Genomic DNA, 20,410 nt, shown 5'->3' with positions numbered 1-20,410 from the left:
CAAATTCACCGTGCTGTTATAAGAACTGCAAATTTTACGGAGAATTTGAATGGCTGGCACGCGGCTCGATCCCATTGACCGAAAAATCCTTTCAGAGCTGCAGGCGGATGGCCGGATGACAAATGTTGAGCTGGCCAAGCGGGTCGGGATCTCTGCACCGCCATGCTTGCGCCGTGTGCGCACGCTTGAGGAATCTGGCTATATTCGGGGCTATCATGCCGATGTCGACTCACGCGAGTTGGGGTTTGAAGTTCAGGTTTTCGCCATGGTTGGCCTGAACAGCCAAGCCGAAGCAGACCTTTCGGCGTTCGAGGCCCGCTGCCGCGAATGGTCTTTGGTTCGGGAGTGTCACATGCTGAACGGCGAGGTGGATTTCATCCTGAAATGCGTCGCGCCTGATCTGTCTACGTTCCAGCGTTTCCTGACCGAAGACCTGCTGAAAGCGGAGCATGTGGCAAGCGTGAAAACCTCGCTTGTGATCCGCGACGCCAAGGACGAACCGGGTGTTCCCTTTGACGTCTTGGAAGACCGGATCAACCGCAGCGCATAATTCCTAGTTCAGTTGGACGGCAGGAGCCATGCGTTTAGATAAATGCGCATGCGCTCGTCGATGCTTTGTGCGTTGTGGATTGCGCAGAAATGCAATGCCAGCGCCTGAAACAAAAAAGCCCCGATACCATCCGCTAGCAGGGCTGGGGATATGTCCTTGCGGAATGGGGCGTTGGCCAACCAAACAGCCAGAACCTCGCCCATGCGATTGATTGCTCCGGCGATTGGGTCGATCTCTGCTTTTGCGGCTGCGCCTGAGTGGCGCAAGATGACGTCAAAGACATAACGTTCAGACATCGCAAACTGGATGATCGGGCGCAGCGCGTTGAGGAGATCATCGACCGATGCGGGGGCATTGCGCCGTTCGATTTCATCGAGAAACTCATGCAGTCGCGGCCCGATCAAGGCCTCCATCAGCGAATCTTTGTCCTTGAAATGTGCAAAGAACGTGCCCTTCGCGACACCTGCCTGCGCCACCACCTGTTCAACGCGCAGGTTTTCGTATCCGCCTGATCGAACAATGTTTTCAGAGGCTTCCAGCAATTTCGCGCGCGTTTTCAGCGTTCGTTTCTGAGTTTTGACCATAGCCCTTCGTGCCATTTTTCTTGACCGCGGTCAAATTCGTTATTGACCATGGTCAATTTTGTTGATTAAGAAAGTGACCATGGTCAATTTATTGATGGAGGTCACATGTCGACCAAGAGAATTTTTGTGCTGGATGGGCACCCCGCAGAATCGTCACTTACGCGCAGTTTGGCGGAGACCTATGCCAAGAAAGCAAAAGAAGAGGGGCACGAGGTCCGCTTGATGCATCTTCGAGATATGACGTTTGATATGGATTTTGAGTTTGGCAGCTACAAGCAGATCAAACCGCTTGAGCCGGATTTGCAGACCTTTGTCGAAAATTTGGAGTGGTCGGAACATCTGGTTCTTGCGACGCCAATGTGGTGGGGTGGGCTGCCCGCCAAGCTGAAAGGGTTGATTGACCGCAGTTTCCTGCCGGGTCAGATGTTTGATACGCGGGGCAAATTGCCCAAGCCAATGTTTGGTGGGCGCACAGCCCGCGTGCTATTAACATCAGATTCGCCGGGCTGGTATTTCCGCTTTTTCCTGAAGAACGCGCTGAAATGGCAGCTGCGCCGCCAAGTGCTTGGATTCATTGGCCTTAAGACCAAGATCACGTCTTTTGCGCAGGCCAGCCACCCAAAACAAGGTGACGTTGTGCGCTGGCTTTCAACCGTGTCCGACCTTGGCGCGCGCGCAGCCTAAGTCTGGTGCAAAAAAAATCCCCGCTGGGTCAACCAAGCGGGGAGTTCTGGGGGAGGTAGGAGTGTGAACTCCGGGGGAAATTCTGGGGTGTCGCCTAGGCGATTTTGCGGGCTGGTAGGGCGGGCTTCAGTGTTACGGGTTTGCCTGAAACGTTCAGACGTTTCTTCGCCCAGGGTAGAACCACCTCTGGGGATTCTGAGGTTTTCAGGATCGATTGCAAAAAGCGTTGTTTACACATTGTGATTCTCCGACTCGCCCGACCGGGATTGTTCTCTGTTCCTGAACAATCTGACTCTGAATTGGGGCGGCGGTGCGGCGAGAATCCAATTTTTATGCGGATTTGCGGTGGTAATAGCGCGGCGTTAAAGCCGGATCACGGATATCAGGCGGCCATAGTCGGCCTCTTGATTGTGGGTTGAACGGCGATAGGAAAAGAAACGGCCGGGATCGCTGTAGGTGCAATGGCGTATCCATTCCGCGCCACCTATGCCTGCCTCGCGCAGGCGATGCAGGCCAAAGCCGGGCAGGTCAAAGTGATATCGGTCGCCACGGCCCTGCGCAAAAAACCGGGCATTGTCGTAGTCATCTGACAGGAAGGTTTCCAGAAACTCTGGTCCAACCTCATAGGCGCGCTGGCTGATGGTTGGGCCAATGGCGGCAAAGATATCTTCGCGTTCGGCCCCCAGTTCAATCATCGCTTCAACCGTGTTTTCCAAAACGCCATCCAGCGCACCGCGCCATCCGGCATGGGCTGCGCCGATCACACCATTCATGCGATCTGCGAACAGCACGGGCTGGCAGTCCGCTGTCAGGATCGAAAGCGCGACGCCTTCGGTCTTGGTGACCATGGCGTCTGCTTTCACCGCCTCGGATATTGGACCAGTGACTTTGGCAACATCTGCGGAATGTACCTGATGCACGCGTGCAAGCGATCTGACACCAAACGCTGCCGCGACTCGGTCGCGATTGATGGTCACCATTTCAGATTGGTCGCTGCTGCCAAGGCCGCAATTTAGCCCGGCAAACACTCCGGACGACGCCCCGCCTTTGCGCGTCAGGAACCCGTGCTTTACGGGCTCTAGGCTTGCGGTTGTCAGGATTTCTAGGCTCATGCGTCCACTCCGGGTGGTGGGTTTTGTCCCTCGGGATAGAGGGCGACCACTTTGAACAGATTTCCCATTTCTTCGGGGTGGGTCAAGCGCCGATGCGCGGCAACGTGTTCTTCGATCTGCACGGGCTCCATCAGTTCCGCAAGGACCTGCGCGCGGGTGGTGATGCCAAGCCGTTCCAGGAACACGCCCTGAGGGGTCACGCGCGAAAATCGGCAGGGTGCCGCCGCGCAGATCAGCTCGAAATCCACATGCGCTGTCAGGTCGGCGTCCCCCGGAAAGTCCAGCATGTCCACTTCTTTGTGGCCACGCACGGCCTGAATCGTATCCCCTTGCGAGCGCCAATCGCCATAATCTATCACAAGCGCCGCGCCGCCATGCTTTTGAATACGCGCACCGATTTCTTGCACAATCGGGGGGGTAGCTTCGCAAATTTCGACCAGATGGCCGTCTTCGGTGTCTTCAAGCCGATGGCGCAGCATCGGTTGATCAACAGCAGCGCCAAGCCCGAAACACATCTGGGCGTTTTCAAAGCCAACAAGCCGTTCGCGCCACAGATCGCCCTCGCGGATGAATTGCCGCACGGGCAGTGCATCGAAAAACTCATTCGCAATCAGAAACAATGGCCCGTCTGGCAGGGTCGACACATGATCATGCCATGTGGCGTCGCCCAGCAGTTCGCGCTGTTTTGCACGCAAAGTCGGTGACGCTTCGATCAGATGAAGCTCCATCGCGTCGTGAAAGCCGGGCGCCTGGCGGGTTGCACGCAAAAGGTCCGACATCAGAGTGCCTCGCCCTGGCCCGACCTCTGCTAGTATGAACGGTGAGGGCGCGCCTTGATCCATCCAGGCCTGTGCCAGCGACAGCCCCAGCAATTCGCCAAACATCTGTGTCATCTCAGGTGCCGTGGTGAAATCGCCCTTGGCCCCAAGCGGATCGCGGGTTGTGTAATAGCCATACTGTGGATGCAGCAGGCATTCAGACATATAGTCAGAAACCCGCATTGGTCCGATGGTGCGGATTCGTTCGATCAAGATGTCTTTCAGGCTCATGCGGCTACCTTTGCAGCCCGCCGGATCAGCCACAAGCCCACAAGCACCATCGGTAGACTTAGAATCTGCCCCATGGTCAATCCGTAGCCGCCTAGATGTAGGGCAAGACCCAGTGGATTGCCTTCAGAGACAAACTGCGGGTCAGGCTGGCGCACGAACTCTACCAAAAAGCGGGCCGTGCCATAGCCCGTAAAAAACACACCGGTGATGGTGCCGGGTGCCTTCAAAGCGTCTTTGCGCCACGCAAGCCAGAGCATCACCGTCAGCAGGACCGCGCCTTCAAGCAGCGCCTCATAAAGCTGGCTGGGATGACGCGCACAAAGTCCGGCAATTTGTCCGCAAGCTTGAGCATCGAATCCGGGGAAGGCGACGCCCCAAGGCAAATCTGTGGGCCGCCCCCAAAGTTCAGCGTTTATGAAGTTGGCAATCCGCCCCAGCAAAAGCCCAACGGGCACGCCAAGCACAACGACGTCTGCGATCGACAATTTTGGCAGACCATATCGGGCGGCAAAGATCCAACCCGCAATCACCACGCCCAACATCCCGCCATGAAACGCCATCCCACCTTGCCAGATTTTCAGGATGTCCTGTGGATTGGCGAGGTAATAATCAGGCTGGTAAAACAGCACAAAGCCAAGACGACCGCCGAGAATAACGCCCGCAATGGCCCAGGTCAGGAAATCCTCCAGCTGAAGACGATCCATCGGGGCACCACGCGCGGGCCACAAACGCGCCGTCTCAAGCGCGCGGCGAGAAATCTGCCACGCCAAGAGGATGCCCACGATATAGGCCAGCGCGTACCAGCGCAGCGCGAATTCGAAACCGGCAAAAGAGACCGAGAAAATCTCGGGCGATATTTCGGGGAATTGGATCATGGCCTGCATAACTGCCTCTGTGCCTTTGGCGCTGGGGGGAAGTCAACCTTGAGGCCGACGCCTTTTGTCCCCATATAGGGGCAATTGGAATGACACCTAGGCGGAGTGTGAAAGATGCAGACACGCAATAAGTTCATGGACGACATGTCCCAACTGATGACCAACGCCATGGGCGTCGCGCAGGGCGCAAAGGATGAGGCGGAAAATGCCATGAAATCCTTGATGGATCGTTGGCTGGCGGATCGTGATTTCGTCACCCGAGAAGAATTCGACGCCGTGCGCGCCATGGCGCAAAAAGCCCGCGAAGAAAACGAAGCGCTCAAGGCGCGCATTGAAGCGCTTGAGGGGAAGTGAACCTTCGTATCGTCCCCTAGGACATATGAATTGAACTAGGGCTGTGCCGATGAGCGCGGCCCTTTTTCTTTGAAGGTACAATATTTTGCATAATAACACGACAATTTGCGTTTCCACATGAAACAATCCACAACAAATTGCGTTATCCACAAATATTTCACTTTACTAGTGCGGTCCTAGCCACCTACCATATCTAGTGAGAGGGGTCGAAAAAAACACACCCTTTCGAGCAGGCACCAAGCGCTAGATGACGCTGCCACGTCCTGGCGCAAACCAAGAAAGAGGTGGCGCTATGGCAATTTCAGAGCAGTTTCTTGAAGAAGAAATTCATCCTATTGATATCGTAGAGCATATTGCGGAACACCACGATTGGACCTTTGATCGGATCGCGGATGACCAAATCGCGATGGCCGTTGATGGGCAGTGGCGGACCTATTCCATCACGCTGGCCTGGTCAGGGTTTGATGAAACCCTGAAAATGGTTTGCTCCTTTGAGATGGAACCCCCGGCGGACAAGATGGCAGAACTATATGAGGTTCTGAACAGCATCAATGACCAATGCTGGGCGGGCGGGTTCACCTTCTGGAACGAACAGAAACTGATGATCTATCGCTACGGGTTGGTTTTGGCAGGCGGGCAGGTGGCAAGCCCTGATCAAATCGATACGATGATCAACGTCGCGATCACAAGCGCGGAACGGTTCTATCCAGCAATGCAGCTTGCGACTTGGGGCGGCCGCACAGTCGAAGACTCCATGCAGGTCGCCATCGCAGAGGCCTACGGCCGGGCGTAAGCCAAAGTTTCGGATTTGAGTAGGGCGGGGATGCCGCCCTTCAATCTTGTCCTTCAGTCTCCGTCAGATAGCCACTTTTCAGCGGCCTCTTCTTCGTTCAGATCGAAGCTTTTGATGTCGATGCCTGGAATAAGCGCGCCTTCGATTTCGGCCGCTTTCTTTAGCCAAGCGGCGTCTGTCAGGACCGCGCAGCGGTCAAACTTTCCAAGCAACACAAAAAGACGCGGCAGATAGGTCATCTCGACCCCAATGGCCGCCAGAGTCGGCATAGTGAATTCGGGGATACGGTAAAGCATCGTCCCGTTTTCCATACCTTCCGAAAGCGCCATGATCTCATCCAGCGCGACGCGCATATTCACGGCGTCGATCTGCCCATTGAGGTCGATATCAATCCGGTTTGGCCCGTTCTGTGTAATTTTCAGCATCGTGTTCTCCCTCCCTTGAATAAGTATCTTACAAGATATTGCGCGAGCAGCCTTGATTGGGATCAAAATGGGCGGATTCAGCCCTCGACGCCTTTGCCGTTTCACGCCAAAGTGCGACCCAAGTAGAAGGAGCCGCAAATGGATATGACCTATTTGGCCGACAAAGGCCTCGTATTGCTGGGATGCGGCAAGATGGGATCAGCCATGCTTGAGGGTTGGTTGAACGATGGTTTGCCTGCAAAATCTGTTTATGTGCAGGATCCTTATCCGTCTGATTGGGTGAATGGCAGTGGAGTGCATCTGAATGCCGATTTGCCTGCAGCCCCGGCAATTGTCTTGATTGCGGTCAAACCGCAGATGATGGGCGACGCGCTGCCGGTCCTAAAGGCCATGGGCAATGGCACTACAGTTTTCTTGTCCGTTGCGGCGGGCATCTCGATCTCGACCTATCAGGATATTCTTGGGTCAGAGACACCCATCATCCGCGCCATGCCAAACACACCTGCAGCTGTGGGGAAAGGGATCACCGCGATCATCGGGAATGCGAAAGCCACAGATGCCGACCTTGATCTGGCAGAGCAATTGCTTTGCTCCGTCGGGCAGGTGGTGCGTTTGGAGGACGAAAGTCAGATGGATGCTGTCACCGGCCTGTCGGGGTCTGGCCCGGCCTATGTGTTCCATATGATTGAATGCCTTGCCAAAGCAGGCGAAGCGCAGGGGCTATCCGCAGACTTGGCGATGGCCTTGGCCAAAGCAACGGTCGCCGGGTCCGGGGCACTGGCGGAGGCCGCCACAGAAAGCCCCAGCCAGTTGCGCGTCAATGTCACCAGTCCCAACGGCACAACGCAGGCAGGTCTTGAGGTGCTGATGAACGAAACGCAGGGTTTGCCCGATCTGATCAGTCGAACCGTCGCGGCGGCAACCAACCGGTCGAAGGAGTTGGCCAATGGCTGAGATCATGTTTGAGGATTTCCTGAAGGTCGACATCCGCACCGGCAAGATCGTCGACGCGCAGCCCTATCCTGAGGCGCGCAAACCGGCGATCAAACTTTGGGTCGATTTTGGGGGTGAACTGGGGGTCAAGAAATCTTCGGCCCAGATCACAAAACATTACACGCCCGAAAGCGTGATTGGAAAACAGGTCATCGCTGTGGTGAACTTTCCACCGCGCCAGATCGGGAAATTCATGTCCGAAATTCTTGTGCTTGGATTGCCTGATGAGGACGGAGAGGTTGTTTTGCTGACCTCTGACAAAGACGTGCCAATAGGAGGGCGCCTGTATTGAAATCGCTACTGATTACCCGACCTTTACCTGATCCCGTCATCGCGGCGGCTCAAGAGCTATTTGCCGTCACGGTCCGTCAAGACAAAAGCAAGATGAGCGCCGATGAAATGCGCGCGAGCCTGCGCGACTTCGATGCTGTATTGCCAACCTTGGGGGATCACTATTCGGCAGAGATTTTTGCCGATGTGCCGAACCCACGCGCGAAAGTGCTCGCAAACTTTGGTGTTGGCTACAATCATATCGACGTAGAGGCGGCGCATGCGGCTGGTCTGCAGGTCTCCAACACACCGGGTGCTGTCACCGACGCAACTGCGGATATCGCGCTGATGCTGATGTTGATGACCTGCCGCCGTGCCGGCGAGGGGGAGCGCTTGGTGCGACGTGGCGAATGGCGTGGTTGGCATCCGATCCAGTTCCTCAGCTTGCATATGACCGGAAAAACACTGGGCATCGTCGGTATGGGGCGCATTGGTCAGGCCATTGCAAAACGCGCGCATTTTGGGTTCGACATGACGATCAAATACGTCAACCGCTCGACCAAAGAGATGGACTTCCCGGCTGAACAGGTGGCCACGTTGACTGAACTTGCAGGCCAAGTGGATGTGCTGGTTGTCGCGCTTCCCGGCGGGGAAGAAACGTACCATCTGATCAATGCAGAGGTCTTTTCAGCCATGCAGCCGCATGCGATTCTCATCAACATTGCGCGCGGTGAGATTGTGGATGAAGCGGCTTTGATCACAGCGTTGCAGCAAGGCGAAATCGGCGGCGCTGGGCTAGACGTTTATGAGAACGAACCTGATGTGCCGCTAGAACTTATCGCCTTGGAAAACGTGACGTTGCTGCCGCACCTTGGCACGGCAGCGCTGGAAGTGCGGACCGACATGGGTTTGATGGCGGTTGAAAACCTCAGAGCCTTTGCTGCTGGTGAACCTCTGCCAAATGGGGTCTAGGTGACCGGCTAGCCTTGCGAATAATACTTGCGCCGCGCTTCTTCTTGGATGGCGCGGCGAAGTTGGATATCCGCCAGCTTCTGCATCTCTGCTTTGCGCGCGTCAGGGTTGGTTGTGCCCTGAAGCACCTTCAATTGTGCTTCTTCTTCGCGCTTCAGTTCGATCTCTTTTGGCAGCGCGCCAGCCTCCGCCATAATGCGAAAACCCACGCTCTCCGCAAAATCGCCATCACCAGACGCCGGGAGTGGTTTGCCCGCGCCCTTTAGGTTGTCTAGCTGGCCCTCATGTTCGGCTTTGCGAATTTGGTATTCTGACAAGAACGAAAACTTCATGCGCAGTTCCTTCACTGGTCGTGCACATGAAACTTAAGCAATAAATGTGGTTGATGCTAGCGTCAGCGGCAATAGACTGCAGAATATGGGGTTATTGCCCCATCTCCTCGCGCCAATGGCGACGGCAGAGCGACACATAGGTTTCGTTGCCACCAATCTGCACTTGCGCGCCATCTTGCAGCGCTTTGCCGCCCGCATCATGTCGCACGACCATGGTGGCCTTTTTGCCGCAATGACAGATGGTGCGGACCTCACGCATTTCATCGGCGAGCGCCAATAGGGCAGAGGAACCGGGAAACAGTTCGCCGCGAAAGTCGACCCGCAGCCCATAGCACATGACAGGCACATTCAGGTCATCCACTGCGCGGGCCAACTGCCAGACTTGGTCTTTGGTCAAAAACTGTGCCTCGTCGATAAAAACACAGGCGACGTTACCTTGGGCCATTCGGTCCTCTAGCACCGCAAACAGATCTTCATCAGCCGTGAAGGTCTGCGCTTCGTCCGATATCCCAATCCGAGAAGCAATGCGCCCTTCACCGGCCCGATCATCCAATTGCGCGGTCAACAAGAAAGGCGTCATGCCGCGTTCGCGGTAATTGTGCGCGGCTTGCAAGAGGACCGTCGACTTGCCGGCATTCATTGTCGAGTATTGAAAGTAGAGCTTGGCCATAACCGCAATTAGACGGCTCGCGTCTGTGAAATCAAGTAAGTTGCTGTGGATTACGGCAAACGTCAATTTGGCGTATTCCAGCGGCCGATCAGATTGGCATCACTGGTCGCGAATTAGGCGTCCTTGGCAAAGGGATCTTCAGGATAACCGACGCCCGCAAGGTAAAGACCCTGTGGCGGGCAAACCGGGCCGCAAGCTGCGCGGTCCTTGGCCAATAGTGCGTCGCGAACGTCTTCTGGCGCCCAAGCACCCGCACCCACGCGTTCCAATGTGCCAACGAAACTGCGGACCTGATTGTGTAGGAAGGACCGGGCACGAACGTGGAAATGAACCTCTGGCCCCCAGGGCATCTCAACCCACTCTACCCTTAGTTCATCAAGCGTTTTCTGAGGGCTGGCCGCCTGGCAAATGGACGAGCGGAAAGTGGTGAAATCGTGGTTGCCCAGAAGGTAATCCGCACCCTTTTGCATCGCGTCAACGTCAAGCCGATGGTTGATCTGCCAAACAAGACCCGCTTGATGGGTCGCCGGGGCGCGGCGCATGAGAATGCGGAAAAGGTAGCACCGTTCCATGGCTGAAAACCGGGCGTGCCAGTCGTCGTCTACAACGGCGGCATCAATGATCGACACCGGATCAGGCTTTAGGTGGTAATTTAGCGCCTCGGACAGTCGAAAAGGCGACCAGTCCTTTTGCAAATCGCAATGCGCCACTTGGGCAAGCCCATGCACCCCGGCATCAGTGCGTCCGGCGGCGGCAATGGTGTGTGGACCGGGTTCGAGTTTCGCCAAAGCGGCCTCAATCGCGCCTTGCACCGAAGGCTGATCTGCCTGACGCTGCCACCCGGCAAAGGGCGCGCCGTGATATTCGACTTTCAAAGCAATCCGCATGCCTCGCCATAGCGCCTGATTGGGGCCGATTCAACGGCTAACCAAGGCCTCCGCTTGGCTTTTTCCTGCGCATTTCGCAGAACGCCCCTATGGAAACCACGGCCCTTGCTGCATATTTGACACCAAGAACGAAAGGGGCAGATGTGATCATTACCGACTTGGCCAACGAAGTGTCACGCCGCGTAGAGGCGGTGGGCGACGGCCTATCTGAAGCCCTGTTTGAACCTGTCATCCGCATTGGTGTGACGGGGTTGGCACGGTCGGGCAAAACCGTGTTCATCACATCGTTGGTTGCCAACCTTTTGGATCGCAGGCGGATGTCACAGGTCGCCGCCATTGCCGAAGGGCGCGTCTTGGGGTCCTATTTGCAGCCCCAGCCTGATGTGACCGTACCTCGCTTTGACTATGAAAACCACCGCGCTGCTTTGTTGGGACCGGATCCGCATTGGCCCGAAAGCACGCGCGCGGTCAGTGAATTGCGCCTATCGCTAAAAGTGCAGCCAGCGGGGTTGCTGGCAGGCTTTCAAAAGCCGCGCACGGTGCATCTGGATATTGTTGATTATCCGGGCGAATGGCTGTTGGACCTCGCATTGCTCGACAAAAGTTACGAGCAATGGAGCGCAGAAGTGCTGGACCGTCTGGTTACGCGCGCTGAAGGTGCGGGTTATCTGGATACGATTGCAGGCGTAGACGGCTCGGCCATACTGGAAGAACCGCAAGCGCAGCATTTGGCACAGCGGTTCACCGACTATCTTCATGCTGCCCGAGACGCGGGATATTATGACTGCACGCCCGGACGGTTTCTGTTGCCGGGTGATCTGGCAGGCTCCCCTGTCCTGACTTTCGCGCCTTTGCCCGCCGCTGAACAGGCCCCGCGCAAGTCGTTGCAACGAGAAATGGCGCGACGATTTGAGGCCTATAAGGCGAAGGTGGTGAAACCCTTCTTTCAGGATCATTTTTCTCGGATCGACCGTCAGGTTGTGCTGGTGGATGCTTTGGGCGCTATCCATCGCGGTCCGCAAGCGGTTGCAGATATGCGGCAGGCCATGACAGACATCCTGACAGCGTTCAGACCGGGCAAAAATGCCTTTCTCAACCGGCTACTGCTGGGCAAACGCGTTGAACGTATTCTGTTCGCGGCAACCAAAGCGGATCATCTGCACCACCGCCAACACGGTAAACTGACCGCTATTATGGAGGCGCTGACACGCGACGCGCGGGATCGGGCGCAATTTGCCGGAGCAAGGACGCGGTCTTTAGCGCTCGCTTCTTTGCGCACGACGGTTGAGGAAACGATGGATCACGACGGACGGTCGCTGGACTGCGTACGCGGCACTCTGCTTGATGGCGGTAAACAGGCCGCGTTCTATCCGGGGGAATTGCCGGATGATCCCAACCATATCCTGAGTGCGGCCAAGTCCGGAGCCACTTCGTGGTTGCAAGATGATTATCAATTCATGGCCTTTGCGCCGGCAAAACTCAGCCTGAAACCCGGTTTCGGACCGCCCCACATCCGGCTGGATCGTGCCGCACAATTTCTGATCGGAGACCGGCTATGATCCTGCAGATCAGACCTGCGGTGGCCTCCGATGTCGACGAAACACGCGACATTCTTACCGCTTCTCAAGGGCATCAGCCTTGGCTGTCGCGGCTGCGCTTTTGGCAATCGACCCGATCCTATTGCGATATGATGGTCCGGCGGGGATGGGTGAAAGTGGCCGTCAATTCGGGGCACATCCTTGGATTTCTGGCGCGGGATCAGCAATATATCCATGCGCTATATGTGGCGCGTGACAATCGCGGGCAGCACATCGGACATCACCTGTTGCGAGATGCGCAGATGCAGGAAGTGGCGTTGGAACTTTGCACCGCGCAGTCAAACGCGGGCGCACAACGGTTTTATCTGCGTGAAGGGTTCCGCGAAATCGCGCGATCATCGGGGTGGCAAAATGATCGGCAAGAGCCCGACATCCGTTATCGCTGGGAAAGGGGGGCGCTATGAGGTCCGAGACACCAAAAAACAAACCGGTTTTGATCGAACTCGACACGCCCGCGCCCTCGGTTCAAGACGCGCCAGAGTTGCCCGACGATCCGCTCCCGCAGGCGACAGGGCAGACAATGCAACAGGTGTTGACGTTGGGTGCGCGGCGCTCTTCGACGTTGAGCCGCTGGTTCTGGGGCCTGCTGCTTAGCGTGGTAACGGCGATTGTCTCCGTCTCTGCGTGGAATTTTTTGCAGTCGCTTTTGGCACAATATCCCCTTGTGGGGCTGGGGTTTTCGGCGCTGCTTGCGGGCCTGGCGATAGTTTCTGTTGTCATTGTTGTTCGCGAACTCATGGCGTTTCGCCGGTTGCGCAAGGTCGATAGCCTGCATCGGGCCGCCGATAGTGCGTTGGCTGATGAAAACCTTGAGGCTGCGCGCAAAGTCGCGCGGGATTTGATGGCGCTTTATGCCGCAAGACCCGAAACCGCTTGGGGCCGGGAGCGTCTGGCAGAAGGTTTGAATGACACTTTCGATGCCGAGGCTGTGTTTGCGCTGGCAGAGCAAGAATTGATGGCACCGCTGGATGCCGCCGCCCGCAAAGAGGTTGAACAGGCCGCTCGGCAGGTGGCGACTGTTACAGCCTTGGTGCCTTTGGCGCTGGCTGATGTGGTGACAGCTTTGGTGGCCAATATTCGCATGATCCGCCGCATTGCCGAGGTCTATGCCGGGCGGTCCGGTACGCTTGGCAGTTGGCGTCTGACCCGCGCTGTGATGGCGCATCTGGTGGCGACTGGCGCTGTTGCGGTGGGGGATGACCTGCTTAGCTCCATTGCAGGTGGCTCCATGCTCGGCAAGATCAGTCGCCGGTTCGGCGAGGGCATGGTCAATGGGGCGCTCACCGCGCGGGTGGGCATCGCCGCGATGGAAGTCTGCCGCCCACTGGCTTTCACACGACAAACCCGCCCATCGGTGCGCAAACTTGTCAAATGGGCGCTGACCGGTGTGTTTAGCTCTAACGCAGAATAGGGGGCTGATCCGCAGGACGCTGGATCTGCTCCAGCCCCAGTTTCAAACCACGTCCGATCCGATGCGCCAGCGCCGAAAACGCGCGCGCTGTTTCGGGGGCTAGCTCATCCTGCAGAACCTCATCAAAGAGAGCTAGCCACTGGGCAAAATGTGCTGGTGCAACATTGCCGGCCATGAGATGTTTTTGCATCGGGTTGCCGGAATAAGAGCGCTCTTTCAGAATGCCGTTGCGCCAGAACGAAGCGATCTTGGCCTCATGCGCAGGCCAGTCGCCCGCCTTGATATGGGCGGCAAAAACAGGGCCAAGTTCAGGGTGCTGCCGAATGCGCGCATAGAATTTGGCAACCACCCGGTCGATCTCATCCGCGCTGATCTCAAACAGTTGCATGGGATGGGCCATTCGCCGCTCCTTTGATAGGTGTCCAATACTCTGTTCGCATGGGCCATCAAGACGATATTTGCCGGATATGCAATGCGACGTGTTTGCGGCTTTACCCCGCTAAGACACAGGCCTATAACGCGGCTATGACCCGTGTACTGGCGATCATTATTCGAATTACATGCCCGGCGCTCTAAGCTATCGAGCCGCCGGGACAAGGCGTATGGGATACCGCGCCGATCCTCAATCCATTCCTTGATCTGACGACTGAAGGACGCCACAAATGTGCGCCGACACACCTGAATACAAAGACACGCTGAACCTGCCGAAAACCGATTTTCCGATGCGGGCAGGTTTGCCGAAACGAGAACCCGAATGGCTGAAACGCTGGGAAGAGATCGGCATATATGATCGCCTGCGTGAAAAGGCAGGGCGCAAGCCCTTCACCCTGCACGATGGCCCTCCCTATGCGAATGGCCATCTGCACATTGGGCACGGGCTGAACAAGACCATCAAGGATATGATTGTGCGCTCTCATCAGATGATGGGATTTGACGCGCGTTACGTGCCCGGCTGGGATTGCCACGGTCTGCCCATCGAATGGAAGATCGAAGAGCAATACCGCCAGAAGGGCAAAGACAAAGACGCGGTTGATGTGGTCGAATTCCGCAAAGAATGCCGTGCCTTTGCCGACAATTGGGTGAATATCCAACGGGAAGAATTCAAACGTCTGGGCATCACCGGGAACTGGGAAAAGCCCTATCTGACGATGGACTACCACGCCGAGGCGGTCATCGCGGATGAGTTTATGAAATTCCTGATGAACGGCACGCTATATCAGGGCTCCAAGCCCGTGATGTGGTCACCGGTTGAAAAGACCGCGCTGGCTGAAGCAGAGATCGAATACCACGATCACCAAAGCCACACGATATGGGTGCCGTTTGAGATCACCTTCCTAGGCGGCGAAGGCGAGGCTGACGTCGCCGAAGACCTGCTGGATGCCCGCGTTGTGATCTGGACAACCACTCCTTGGACGATCCCGTCTAACAAGGCGGTCGCTTACAACCCAAAGATCGCCTACGGCCTTTACCGCGTGGACGCGACCGAAGAAGAAAGCTGGACCTCTGAAGGTGATCTGTACCTTTTGGCCGATACGCTTGCCGAAGACGTGCTGCAAAAGTCCCGTGTGACTGCGTTCACCCGTGTGCGTGATGTGGCTGGCTCTGAACTGGATGGCGCGCTGTGCAAACACCCGTTCAATGGCATGGAAGGCGCTGACGGCTTCTGGGATTATGATGTTCCGATGATCGACGGCGACCACGTGACCGACGATGCCGGGACTGGTTTCGTGCACACCGCGCCAAGCCACGGTCAGGACGACTACGAATGCTTCGTGGCGCGCAACTGGATCGACCGTATGACCCACAATGTGGGCGAGGAATCTGAATTCCTGCCACATGTCCCGTTCTTTGCTGGCCTGCAGGTCTTTGACCGCAAGGGCAAAGAGGGCAAAGCCAACAACGCCGTGATCGCGAAACTGGTCGAAGCCGGTGGCATCATCGCCCGTGGCCGTGTGAAACACAGCTATCCGCATTCTTGGCGGTCCAAAGCGCCTGTCATCTTCCGCAATACGCCGCAGTGGTTTGCCTCTGTCGACAAAGAAGTTGGGGACGGACAGGACGCGCTGGGCAAAACCATCCGTCAACGTGCGCTGACAGCCATCGACCAAGAAGTGAAATGGCATCCGCAGACTGGCCGCAACCGTCTTTACTCCATGATGGAAACACGCCCGGATTGGGTATTGTCGCGCCAACGCGCTTGGGGTGTGCCGCTGACCTGTTTCACTAAGAAAGACACGCTGCCGACAGATGCAGATTTCCTGCTGCGCAATGACGAGCTGAACGCCCGCATCAAAGCCGCGTTCGAAGAGCACGGCGCTGACGTTTGGTACTCGGACGGCTTCAAAGAAAAGGTTCTGGACGGCATCGCCAACCCAGCCGACTACGATCAGGTCTATGACGTTCTAGACGTTTGGTTTGACTCTGGCTCCACGCACGCCTTTGTGCTGCGCGACCGTGAAGACGGCACCGAGGATGGAATTGCTGACGTCTATATGGAAGGCACCGACCAGCACCGCGGTTGGTTCCACAGCTCTCTGTTGCAATCGGTCGGCACCGCAGGCCGCGCGCCGTACCGCAATGTTGTGACGCATGGCTTCACGTTGGATGAGAAGGGCAACAAGATGTCCAAATCCTTGGGCAACACCATTGTGCCTGAGGCCATCGTCAAACAATACGGTGCGGATATCCTACGGCTTTGGGTGGCGCAGACGGATTATATGGCCGACCAACGGATTGGGCCTGAAATCCTGAAAGGCGTTGCCGACAGCTATCGCCGCCTGCGCAATACCATGCGCTATATGTTGGGCGCGCTGGGCAACTTCACCGAAGAAGACAGGGTTGCGCCTACGGATATGCCGGAACTGGAACGCTGGGTGCTGCATCGTCTGGCTGAACTCGACCACAAAGTGCGCTCTGGCTACAAAGCATATGATTTCCAGGGTGTCTTTTCGGCCATCTTCAACTTTGCCACGGTGGATCTGTCGGCCTTCTATTTCGACATCCGCAAAGACGCGCTTTATTGCGACGGTGACACATTGCGCCGCCGCTCCGCTCGCACAGTCATGGACATTCTGTTCCACCGCCTGACCACATGGCTTGCGCCGATCTTGGTCTTTACCATGGAAGACGTCTGGCTCGAGCGCTTCCCAGAAGAGGGTAGCTCTGTGCACCTGATGGATATGCCAGACACGCCCGCCGATTGGTTGGATGAGCCTTTGGCCGCCAAATGGTCCAAGGTGCGTTCTGTTCGCCGTGTCGTGACTGCCGCGCTTGAAGTGCAGCGGACCGACAAGGTGATTGGCGCGTCGCTAGAGGCGGCACCGGTTGTTCACGTGCGTGATGCCGATACGCTTGAGGCGCTGAAAACGGTGGCCTTTGATGACATCTGCATCACGTCTGGCATCCAATTGACCAACACCCCAAGCCCGGCAGAGGCCTTCCGCCTGCCGGAAGCAGAGGGCGTTGGCGTGGTCTTTGAAAAGGCAGACGGTGAGAAATGTCAGCGCTGCTGGAAAATCCTGCCGGACGTCGGTCAGCACGCTCATGCGGCGACATGTGGGCGTTGCAACGAAGCACTGGGCTAAACACAGGCAGATAGAAAAGAAAAGGCGCTCTGAAATCAGGGCGCCTTTGTCATGTCAGGGTTGATCCAGTCTTAGATCAATTCAGGCTCTTCTGGCGTTTCGCTGGCTTCTTCCATCGAGTCCAAGATTGAATCCATGATCTCAATCGCAGCCTCACCCTCTGTCGTATCAATCAATGGCGCAGGCTCTTCGCTTGGCGCGGCCTCAACGTCTTCGACCGGAGGCGCGACCTCGTCGACAGGTACTTCACCTTCTGCGCCGTCGATTTCGTCCAGTTCCATCACTACCGTCACAATCGTCACAGTCAGGCTGTAGCTGCTTTCGCCAGAAGTTGCGGTAGTGCCACCTGTTTTGAATGCGCGAAATTCGTCTTTGGTGATGACACCGTCCCCTTCAGGACCATCAATCGCTTCAAGGTTGTCGCTAATAAATTTGCCAAGCTTGGTGCCCTCAAGCTCTTCTAGGCTTAGGGTGCCGTCCTTGTCAGCGTCCAGTCTCGCGACTTGGGGGTGTGGGTTTGGCCGATTGGCGTGCCCGTGCGCCAGCCCATTCATCAATCCGATCAAAGGTATTCTCCTTTTTGATCTACTGCCTCGGCGAGAATTTACCATAACAAGGTTAAAACTGGGTTTCTGCTGATTCGCGGGAGAACCGCAGCGCTTGGCGATCACCTGAAAATCTGTTTCAGTGCCCAGGGTTGTCGTGGTTTAGAAATGATGGATCGGAAATGCCGTGCTGAGTGCCTGCTACCATAGCCCTGTTGGCGCGCTGACGCTCTTTGAAGAAGACGGTGCGATCACGCGTTTGCATTGGGCCGAGACAGAATCCGCACATACCGCTGTTCTGGATCAGGCCATCACGCAACTCGCGGCCTATTTCGCCGGAGAGCTTAAGGCGTTTGACCTGCCGCTGAGGGTCAAAGGATCAGAGTTTCAACAGGCAGTCTGTGCAGAGATGCAAAAGATCCCGATTGGCGAAACCTGCACCTATGGCGACATCGCGAAAACCCTAGGTGTCGCAGCGCAGCCGGTCGGTGGGGCCTGTGGTGGCAACCCGATCCCGATCATCATCCCCTGCCACCGCGTCATGGGGGCAGGGGGCAAGCTCACCGGGTTCTCGGGCGCTGGTGGGGTAGAAACCAAAGTCGCCTTGTTGCGCCACGAAGGCGCAGGCGGCCTTTTGATCTAGGCTTTTTCGGGCAGCACCTGTTGGATGACCCCGACAAGGACCAGATAGATCGAGGTCACAACCAGCCCCCAATGCGCCCAGCTGTCTGGGTGGAAATCGACCCAAGCAGCCCAGCCCGCAAAAAATGTCCAAGCCAATGCCATGGGCAATGACACGACGCGCCAACGCTCTGTACGCACCGGGTGTACAAAGCGTAGAGGCAGGAACATCGCAATCGCGAGTGTTGTTACAAGCGCGAGGCTGACCCAAAAGGTCGGCTCTAGCGCAAAGATCACGATGACGACCATGTTCCAGCAGCCGGGAAACCCGGAGAAGGAATTGTCCTTGGTCTTCATCCTCGTGTCAGCAAAATACATGGCCGAGGCAAAAGTGATGATGATAATCGCGAACCAGCCGGTCCAGCCGTCCATCAACCCGGATTTGAACAGGGCAAAGGCGGGGATGAAGACATAAGTCAGGTAGTCGATGATCAGATCAAGCAGTACCCCGTCAAACTCTGCCGCATGTTTCTTAACATTATACCGCCGCGCCAAGGGGCCATCGATGCCATCCACGGCAAAGGCCACCACCAGCCAAAGGAACATCAGGCTCCATTTTCCATCCACGGCGGCCAACATGGCCAGCATGGCGAAAACGGCACCGGTTGCGGTCAACAGATGGACGGAGAGGGCTTTGAAATGCGAGGTCATCGCACCCTATTGGCGGAAAAAGCGTTGGGTTGCAACGCCATGCCAAGGGACTATTTCACGATGTGCTCATCCTTGACGAACATATTGGCCCAAGCGCGATCAATCAGGTCAGGCGTCATCTGATAAGGAATGCCTTCAAATTCGCAAATCGAGATCATCTGATCAATCAGGAACACCGGCTGATAGTTCGCGTAGATGTTGTCAATCGTCGGGTATTTGGTCTTGAGCAAATGCACCAGCGCAGTTTCGTCCAGCGGCATGCCCTTCTTGCGCGCGACGAGGGCGAAGATCTTAAGGAAGTCCTCTTGGCAGGGGCCGTCAATTTTGATCTTGAAAAAGATCCGACGCAGCGCCGCTTGGTCAAAGATCTCGTTCGGGTGGAAGTTCGTGGAAAAGATAACCAGCGTATCAAAGGGTGTTTCAAACTTTTCGCCGGATTGCAGCGCGAGAATGTCGCGGCTTTCTTCCAAAGGCACAATCCAGCGGTTGACCAAGGATTGCGGCGGTTCTTGCTGGCGACCCAAGTCGTCGACAATAAAGATGCCGCCGGCGGCCTTCAGCTGCAAAGGTGCCTGATAGGTGCGTGCGGTTGGGTTGTAGACAAGGTCCAGCATATCCAGCGTCAGTTCACCACCGGTAATGACGGTTGGCCGGTCACAGCGCACATAGCGGGTGTCAAAACCACGGCGGCGGCGCAGACTGTTGGGGTCGTCAACCTCGGCCTCGGCTTTGGAATGCACAATCGGGTCATAGACCGTAATCACCTGACCTGCATATTCGATCGCACGTGGTACATAGACCTTATCGCCCATTGCGTCGCGGATACCGTTAGAGATCGAAGATTTACCATTGCCTGGAGGGCCGTACATCAGGATAGAGCGACCTGCAGAAACAGCTGGTCCAAGGTGATCCAGCAAAGCGTCCGGCAGGATCAGGTGCCCCATGGCATCGAGCAGTTGTTGACGCGAAATTTGGATATTGCGGATCGACTGGCGTTTGATCTGTTCGGAGTAGACGGGCAGAGGCACGGGCATTGCGCCATAGTATTCCGACTGCGCCAAGGCATCCTGCGCACGCACTTTGCCCGCGTCGGTCAGTTGATAACCCATTTCATTGCCGCTGTTGGCGTTCAGCGTGCCGGTGGCCTCAAGGAACTTTTGCTCGCGCGCCATATCGATCAGTTCTTGCGTGACCGCGCGTGGTAGGCAGATCGCCTGCGCCACATCGCTGACCATGTCGACATTTTTGCGGAACATGGTTTTCAGCAGGATGTCCCGCATCATGACAATAGGGAGCTTCATATCCTCAAGCCGCTTAGGGGCAGGGGGTGCAATCACGGTGGTTGCAGACGTGTCCATTGGCATATTCATGGCAAAGCCCTTGATGTCGT

At 56.4% G+C, this 20,410-nt stretch carries 25 protein-coding genes; 12 read left to right on the top strand and 13 right to left on the bottom strand.

Annotation, left to right across the window (positions count from 1 at the left end; genetic code table 11):
* Window positions 1-49 precede the first annotated feature (49 nt).
* Window positions 50-550 (top strand): Lrp/AsnC family transcriptional regulator, encoded by a 501-nt coding sequence (locus BUA39_RS04700; RefSeq protein WP_072791406.1) that lies wholly within the window; start codon window positions 50-52, stop codon window positions 548-550.
* A gap of 8 nt (window positions 551-558) precedes the next feature.
* On the opposite strand, the gene BUA39_RS04695 is transcribed toward BUA39_RS04700, so the two are convergent.
* A complete protein-coding gene (locus BUA39_RS04695; protein ID WP_110721809.1) occupies window positions 559-1,134 on the bottom strand; it encodes a TetR/AcrR family transcriptional regulator in 576 nt (191 codons plus the stop codon).
* A 105-nt stretch (window positions 1,135-1,239) separates the two neighbouring features.
* Here BUA39_RS04695 and BUA39_RS04690 point away from each other — a divergent pair, with 105 nt between their 5' ends.
* On the top strand, window positions 1,240-1,818 hold the full coding sequence (locus BUA39_RS04690) for an NAD(P)H-dependent oxidoreductase (RefSeq protein WP_072791403.1): 579 nt from the start codon (window positions 1,240-1,242) through the stop codon (window positions 1,816-1,818).
* A 94-nt stretch (window positions 1,819-1,912) separates the two neighbouring features.
* On the opposite strand, the gene BUA39_RS16775 is transcribed toward BUA39_RS04690, so the two are convergent.
* The 4 genes from BUA39_RS16775 to lgt all read right to left on the bottom strand — a co-directional run bounded on the left by BUA39_RS16775 (window position 1,913) and on the right by lgt (window position 4,863).
* Entirely contained in the window at window positions 1,913-2,056 is a 144-nt protein-coding gene (locus BUA39_RS16775) for a hypothetical protein (protein ID WP_165610480.1), read from the bottom strand.
* 124 nt (window positions 2,057-2,180) lie between these two features.
* Window positions 2,181-2,930, bottom strand: coding sequence for a peptidoglycan editing factor PgeF (pgeF, locus tag BUA39_RS04685; protein ID WP_072791401.1), 750 nt, complete (start codon window positions 2,928-2,930; stop codon window positions 2,181-2,183).
* On the bottom strand, window positions 2,927-3,979 hold the full coding sequence (locus BUA39_RS04680) for a class I SAM-dependent methyltransferase (protein ID WP_072791400.1): 1,053 nt from the start codon (window positions 3,977-3,979) through the stop codon (window positions 2,927-2,929). The genes pgeF and BUA39_RS04680 overlap by 4 nt, the downstream gene beginning before the upstream one ends.
* Entirely contained in the window at window positions 3,976-4,863 is an 888-nt protein-coding gene (gene lgt, locus BUA39_RS04675) for a prolipoprotein diacylglyceryl transferase (RefSeq protein WP_072791398.1), read from the bottom strand. The genes BUA39_RS04680 and lgt overlap by 4 nt, the downstream gene beginning before the upstream one ends.
* A gap of 105 nt (window positions 4,864-4,968) precedes the next feature.
* Between lgt and BUA39_RS04670 the strand changes: the two genes are divergently transcribed.
* Both BUA39_RS04670 and BUA39_RS04665 read left to right on the top strand, forming a co-directional pair.
* Window positions 4,969-5,208 (top strand): accessory factor UbiK family protein, encoded by a 240-nt coding sequence (locus BUA39_RS04670; protein ID WP_058239539.1) that lies wholly within the window; start codon window positions 4,969-4,971, stop codon window positions 5,206-5,208.
* Between the two features lie 292 nt (window positions 5,209-5,500).
* Window positions 5,501-6,001 carry a type III secretion system chaperone family protein gene (locus BUA39_RS04665; protein WP_072791748.1) on the top strand — a complete coding sequence of 167 codons (501 nt, stop codon included), beginning with the start codon at window positions 5,501-5,503 and terminating at the stop codon, window positions 5,999-6,001.
* 53 nt (window positions 6,002-6,054) lie between these two features.
* On the opposite strand, the gene BUA39_RS04660 is transcribed toward BUA39_RS04665, so the two are convergent.
* A complete protein-coding gene (locus BUA39_RS04660) occupies window positions 6,055-6,426 on the bottom strand; it encodes a SpoIIAA family protein (RefSeq protein WP_072791396.1) in 372 nt (123 codons plus the stop codon).
* A 138-nt stretch (window positions 6,427-6,564) separates the two neighbouring features.
* On the opposite strand from BUA39_RS04660, the gene proC reads away from it, so the two are divergent.
* Genes proC through BUA39_RS04645 form a run of 3 tightly spaced genes read left to right on the top strand, consistent with a single transcriptional unit; the run spans window position 6,565 to window position 8,661 of the window.
* Window positions 6,565-7,380, top strand: a complete 816-nt coding sequence (gene proC, locus BUA39_RS04655; protein ID WP_072791395.1) for a pyrroline-5-carboxylate reductase — start codon at window positions 6,565-6,567, stop codon at window positions 7,378-7,380.
* Window positions 7,373-7,711 (top strand): tRNA-binding protein, encoded by a 339-nt coding sequence (locus BUA39_RS04650; protein ID WP_072791393.1) that lies wholly within the window; start codon window positions 7,373-7,375, stop codon window positions 7,709-7,711. Before proC ends, BUA39_RS04650 begins: the two co-directional genes overlap by 8 nt.
* Window positions 7,708-8,661: a 2-hydroxyacid dehydrogenase gene (locus BUA39_RS04645; RefSeq protein WP_072791391.1), complete on the top strand. Its 954-nt coding sequence runs from the start codon at window positions 7,708-7,710 to the stop codon at window positions 8,659-8,661. Before BUA39_RS04650 ends, BUA39_RS04645 begins: the two co-directional genes overlap by 4 nt.
* A gap of 8 nt (window positions 8,662-8,669) precedes the next feature.
* On the opposite strand, the gene BUA39_RS04640 is transcribed toward BUA39_RS04645, so the two are convergent.
* The 3 genes from BUA39_RS04640 to truA form a co-directional block, all read right to left on the bottom strand.
* Window positions 8,670-8,993: a DnaJ family domain-containing protein gene (locus BUA39_RS04640; protein WP_072791390.1), complete on the bottom strand. Its 324-nt coding sequence runs from the start codon at window positions 8,991-8,993 to the stop codon at window positions 8,670-8,672.
* A 91-nt stretch (window positions 8,994-9,084) separates the two neighbouring features.
* Window positions 9,085-9,663, bottom strand: coding sequence for a thymidine kinase (locus tag BUA39_RS04635; protein WP_072791388.1), 579 nt, complete (start codon window positions 9,661-9,663; stop codon window positions 9,085-9,087).
* A gap of 113 nt (window positions 9,664-9,776) precedes the next feature.
* Window positions 9,777-10,550 (bottom strand): tRNA pseudouridine(38-40) synthase TruA, encoded by a 774-nt coding sequence (gene truA, locus BUA39_RS04630; RefSeq protein ID WP_072791387.1) that lies wholly within the window; start codon window positions 10,548-10,550, stop codon window positions 9,777-9,779.
* A 143-nt stretch (window positions 10,551-10,693) separates the two neighbouring features.
* Here truA and BUA39_RS04625 point away from each other — a divergent pair, with 143 nt between their 5' ends.
* From BUA39_RS04625 to BUA39_RS04615, 3 genes are read left to right on the top strand one after another with little or no spacing between them, the layout of a single operon-like run.
* On the top strand, window positions 10,694-12,109 hold the full coding sequence (locus tag BUA39_RS04625) for a YcjX family GTP-binding protein (RefSeq protein ID WP_072791746.1): 1,416 nt from the start codon (window positions 10,694-10,696) through the stop codon (window positions 12,107-12,109).
* Window positions 12,106-12,552 (top strand): GNAT family N-acetyltransferase, encoded by a 447-nt coding sequence (locus tag BUA39_RS04620; RefSeq protein ID WP_072791385.1) that lies wholly within the window; start codon window positions 12,106-12,108, stop codon window positions 12,550-12,552. The genes BUA39_RS04625 and BUA39_RS04620 overlap by 4 nt, the downstream gene beginning before the upstream one ends.
* The gene (locus tag BUA39_RS04615) at window positions 12,549-13,559 is read left to right on the top strand and encodes a YcjF family protein (RefSeq protein WP_072791383.1); all 1,011 of its coding nucleotides are present in this window, start codon (window positions 12,549-12,551) and stop codon (window positions 13,557-13,559) included. The genes BUA39_RS04620 and BUA39_RS04615 overlap by 4 nt, the downstream gene beginning before the upstream one ends.
* On the opposite strand, the gene BUA39_RS04610 is transcribed toward BUA39_RS04615, so the two are convergent.
* Window positions 13,546-13,959 (bottom strand): group III truncated hemoglobin, encoded by a 414-nt coding sequence (locus BUA39_RS04610; RefSeq protein ID WP_072791381.1) that lies wholly within the window; start codon window positions 13,957-13,959, stop codon window positions 13,546-13,548. The genes BUA39_RS04615 and BUA39_RS04610 overlap by 14 nt on opposite strands.
* 262 nt (window positions 13,960-14,221) lie before the next feature.
* On the opposite strand from BUA39_RS04610, the gene ileS reads away from it, so the two are divergent.
* Window positions 14,222-17,143 carry an isoleucine--tRNA ligase gene (ileS, locus tag BUA39_RS04605; RefSeq protein ID WP_072791379.1) on the top strand — a complete coding sequence of 974 codons (2,922 nt, stop codon included), beginning with the start codon at window positions 14,222-14,224 and terminating at the stop codon, window positions 17,141-17,143.
* Window positions 17,144-17,214: 71 nt separating this feature from the next.
* On the opposite strand, the gene BUA39_RS04600 is transcribed toward ileS, so the two are convergent.
* Window positions 17,215-17,709 carry an EF-hand domain-containing protein gene (locus tag BUA39_RS04600; protein WP_072791378.1) on the bottom strand — a complete coding sequence of 165 codons (495 nt, stop codon included), beginning with the start codon at window positions 17,707-17,709 and terminating at the stop codon, window positions 17,215-17,217.
* A gap of 166 nt (window positions 17,710-17,875) precedes the next feature.
* On the opposite strand from BUA39_RS04600, the gene BUA39_RS04595 reads away from it, so the two are divergent.
* A complete protein-coding gene (locus tag BUA39_RS04595; RefSeq protein WP_072791376.1) occupies window positions 17,876-18,331 on the top strand; it encodes a methylated-DNA--[protein]-cysteine S-methyltransferase in 456 nt (151 codons plus the stop codon).
* Here the strand turns inward: BUA39_RS04595 and BUA39_RS04590 are convergent.
* Window positions 18,328-19,020 carry a CDP-alcohol phosphatidyltransferase family protein gene (locus BUA39_RS04590; protein ID WP_072791375.1) on the bottom strand — a complete coding sequence of 231 codons (693 nt, stop codon included), beginning with the start codon at window positions 19,018-19,020 and terminating at the stop codon, window positions 18,328-18,330. The genes BUA39_RS04595 and BUA39_RS04590 overlap by 4 nt on opposite strands.
* 50 nt (window positions 19,021-19,070) lie before the next feature.
* Window positions 19,071-20,384 (bottom strand): ATPase, encoded by a 1,314-nt coding sequence (locus tag BUA39_RS04585; protein ID WP_072791745.1) that lies wholly within the window; start codon window positions 20,382-20,384, stop codon window positions 19,071-19,073.
* Window positions 20,385-20,410: the final 26 nt, after the last annotated feature.

This window comes from Cognatishimia maritima, assembly GCF_900129685.1.
Taxonomy (GTDB): Bacteria; Pseudomonadota; Alphaproteobacteria; order Rhodobacterales; family Rhodobacteraceae; genus Cognatishimia; species Cognatishimia maritima.
Note: the sequence above shows the minus strand (reverse complement) of the source record. Positions and strands in the feature narration are given on the sequence as shown.

Bases quoted from the DNA above. Each gene is read 5' to 3' on its own strand.
- BUA39_RS04700 (WP_072791406.1), top strand. From the start codon at position 50: ATGGCTGGCACGCGGCTCGATCCCATTGACCGAAAAATCCTTTCAGAG.
- BUA39_RS04695 (WP_110721809.1), bottom strand. From the start codon at position 1,134: ATGGTCAAAACTCAGAAACGAACGCTGAAAACGCGCGCGAAATTGCTG.
- BUA39_RS04690 (WP_072791403.1), top strand. From the start codon at position 1,240: ATGTCGACCAAGAGAATTTTTGTGCTGGATGGGCACCCCGCAGAATCG.
- BUA39_RS16775 (WP_165610480.1), bottom strand. From the start codon at position 2,056: ATGTGTAAACAACGCTTTTTGCAATCGATCCTGAAAACCTCAGAATCC.
- pgeF (WP_072791401.1), bottom strand. From the start codon at position 2,930: ATGAGCCTAGAAATCCTGACAACCGCAAGCCTAGAGCCCGTAAAGCAC.
- BUA39_RS04680 (WP_072791400.1), bottom strand. From the start codon at position 3,979: ATGAGCCTGAAAGACATCTTGATCGAACGAATCCGCACCATCGGACCA.
- lgt (WP_072791398.1), bottom strand. From the start codon at position 4,863: ATGCAGGCCATGATCCAATTCCCCGAAATATCGCCCGAGATTTTCTCG.
- BUA39_RS04670 (WP_058239539.1), top strand. From the start codon at position 4,969: ATGCAGACACGCAATAAGTTCATGGACGACATGTCCCAACTGATGACC.
- BUA39_RS04665 (WP_072791748.1), top strand. From the start codon at position 5,501: ATGGCAATTTCAGAGCAGTTTCTTGAAGAAGAAATTCATCCTATTGAT.
- BUA39_RS04660 (WP_072791396.1), bottom strand. From the start codon at position 6,426: ATGCTGAAAATTACACAGAACGGGCCAAACCGGATTGATATCGACCTC.
- proC (WP_072791395.1), top strand. From the start codon at position 6,565: ATGGATATGACCTATTTGGCCGACAAAGGCCTCGTATTGCTGGGATGC.
- BUA39_RS04650 (WP_072791393.1), top strand. From the start codon at position 7,373: ATGGCTGAGATCATGTTTGAGGATTTCCTGAAGGTCGACATCCGCACC.
- BUA39_RS04640 (WP_072791390.1), bottom strand. From the start codon at position 8,993: ATGAAGTTTTCGTTCTTGTCAGAATACCAAATTCGCAAAGCCGAACAT.
- BUA39_RS04635 (WP_072791388.1), bottom strand. From the start codon at position 9,663: ATGGCCAAGCTCTACTTTCAATACTCGACAATGAATGCCGGCAAGTCG.
- truA (WP_072791387.1), bottom strand. From the start codon at position 10,550: ATGCGGATTGCTTTGAAAGTCGAATATCACGGCGCGCCCTTTGCCGGG.
- BUA39_RS04620 (WP_072791385.1), top strand. From the start codon at position 12,106: ATGATCCTGCAGATCAGACCTGCGGTGGCCTCCGATGTCGACGAAACA.
- BUA39_RS04615 (WP_072791383.1), top strand. From the start codon at position 12,549: ATGAGGTCCGAGACACCAAAAAACAAACCGGTTTTGATCGAACTCGAC.
- BUA39_RS04610 (WP_072791381.1), bottom strand. From the start codon at position 13,959: ATGGCCCATCCCATGCAACTGTTTGAGATCAGCGCGGATGAGATCGAC.
- ileS (WP_072791379.1), top strand. From the start codon at position 14,222: ATGTGCGCCGACACACCTGAATACAAAGACACGCTGAACCTGCCGAAA.
- BUA39_RS04590 (WP_072791375.1), bottom strand. From the start codon at position 19,020: ATGACCTCGCATTTCAAAGCCCTCTCCGTCCATCTGTTGACCGCAACC.
- BUA39_RS04585 (WP_072791745.1), bottom strand. From the start codon at position 20,384: ATGCCAATGGACACGTCTGCAACCACCGTGATTGCACCCCCTGCCCCT.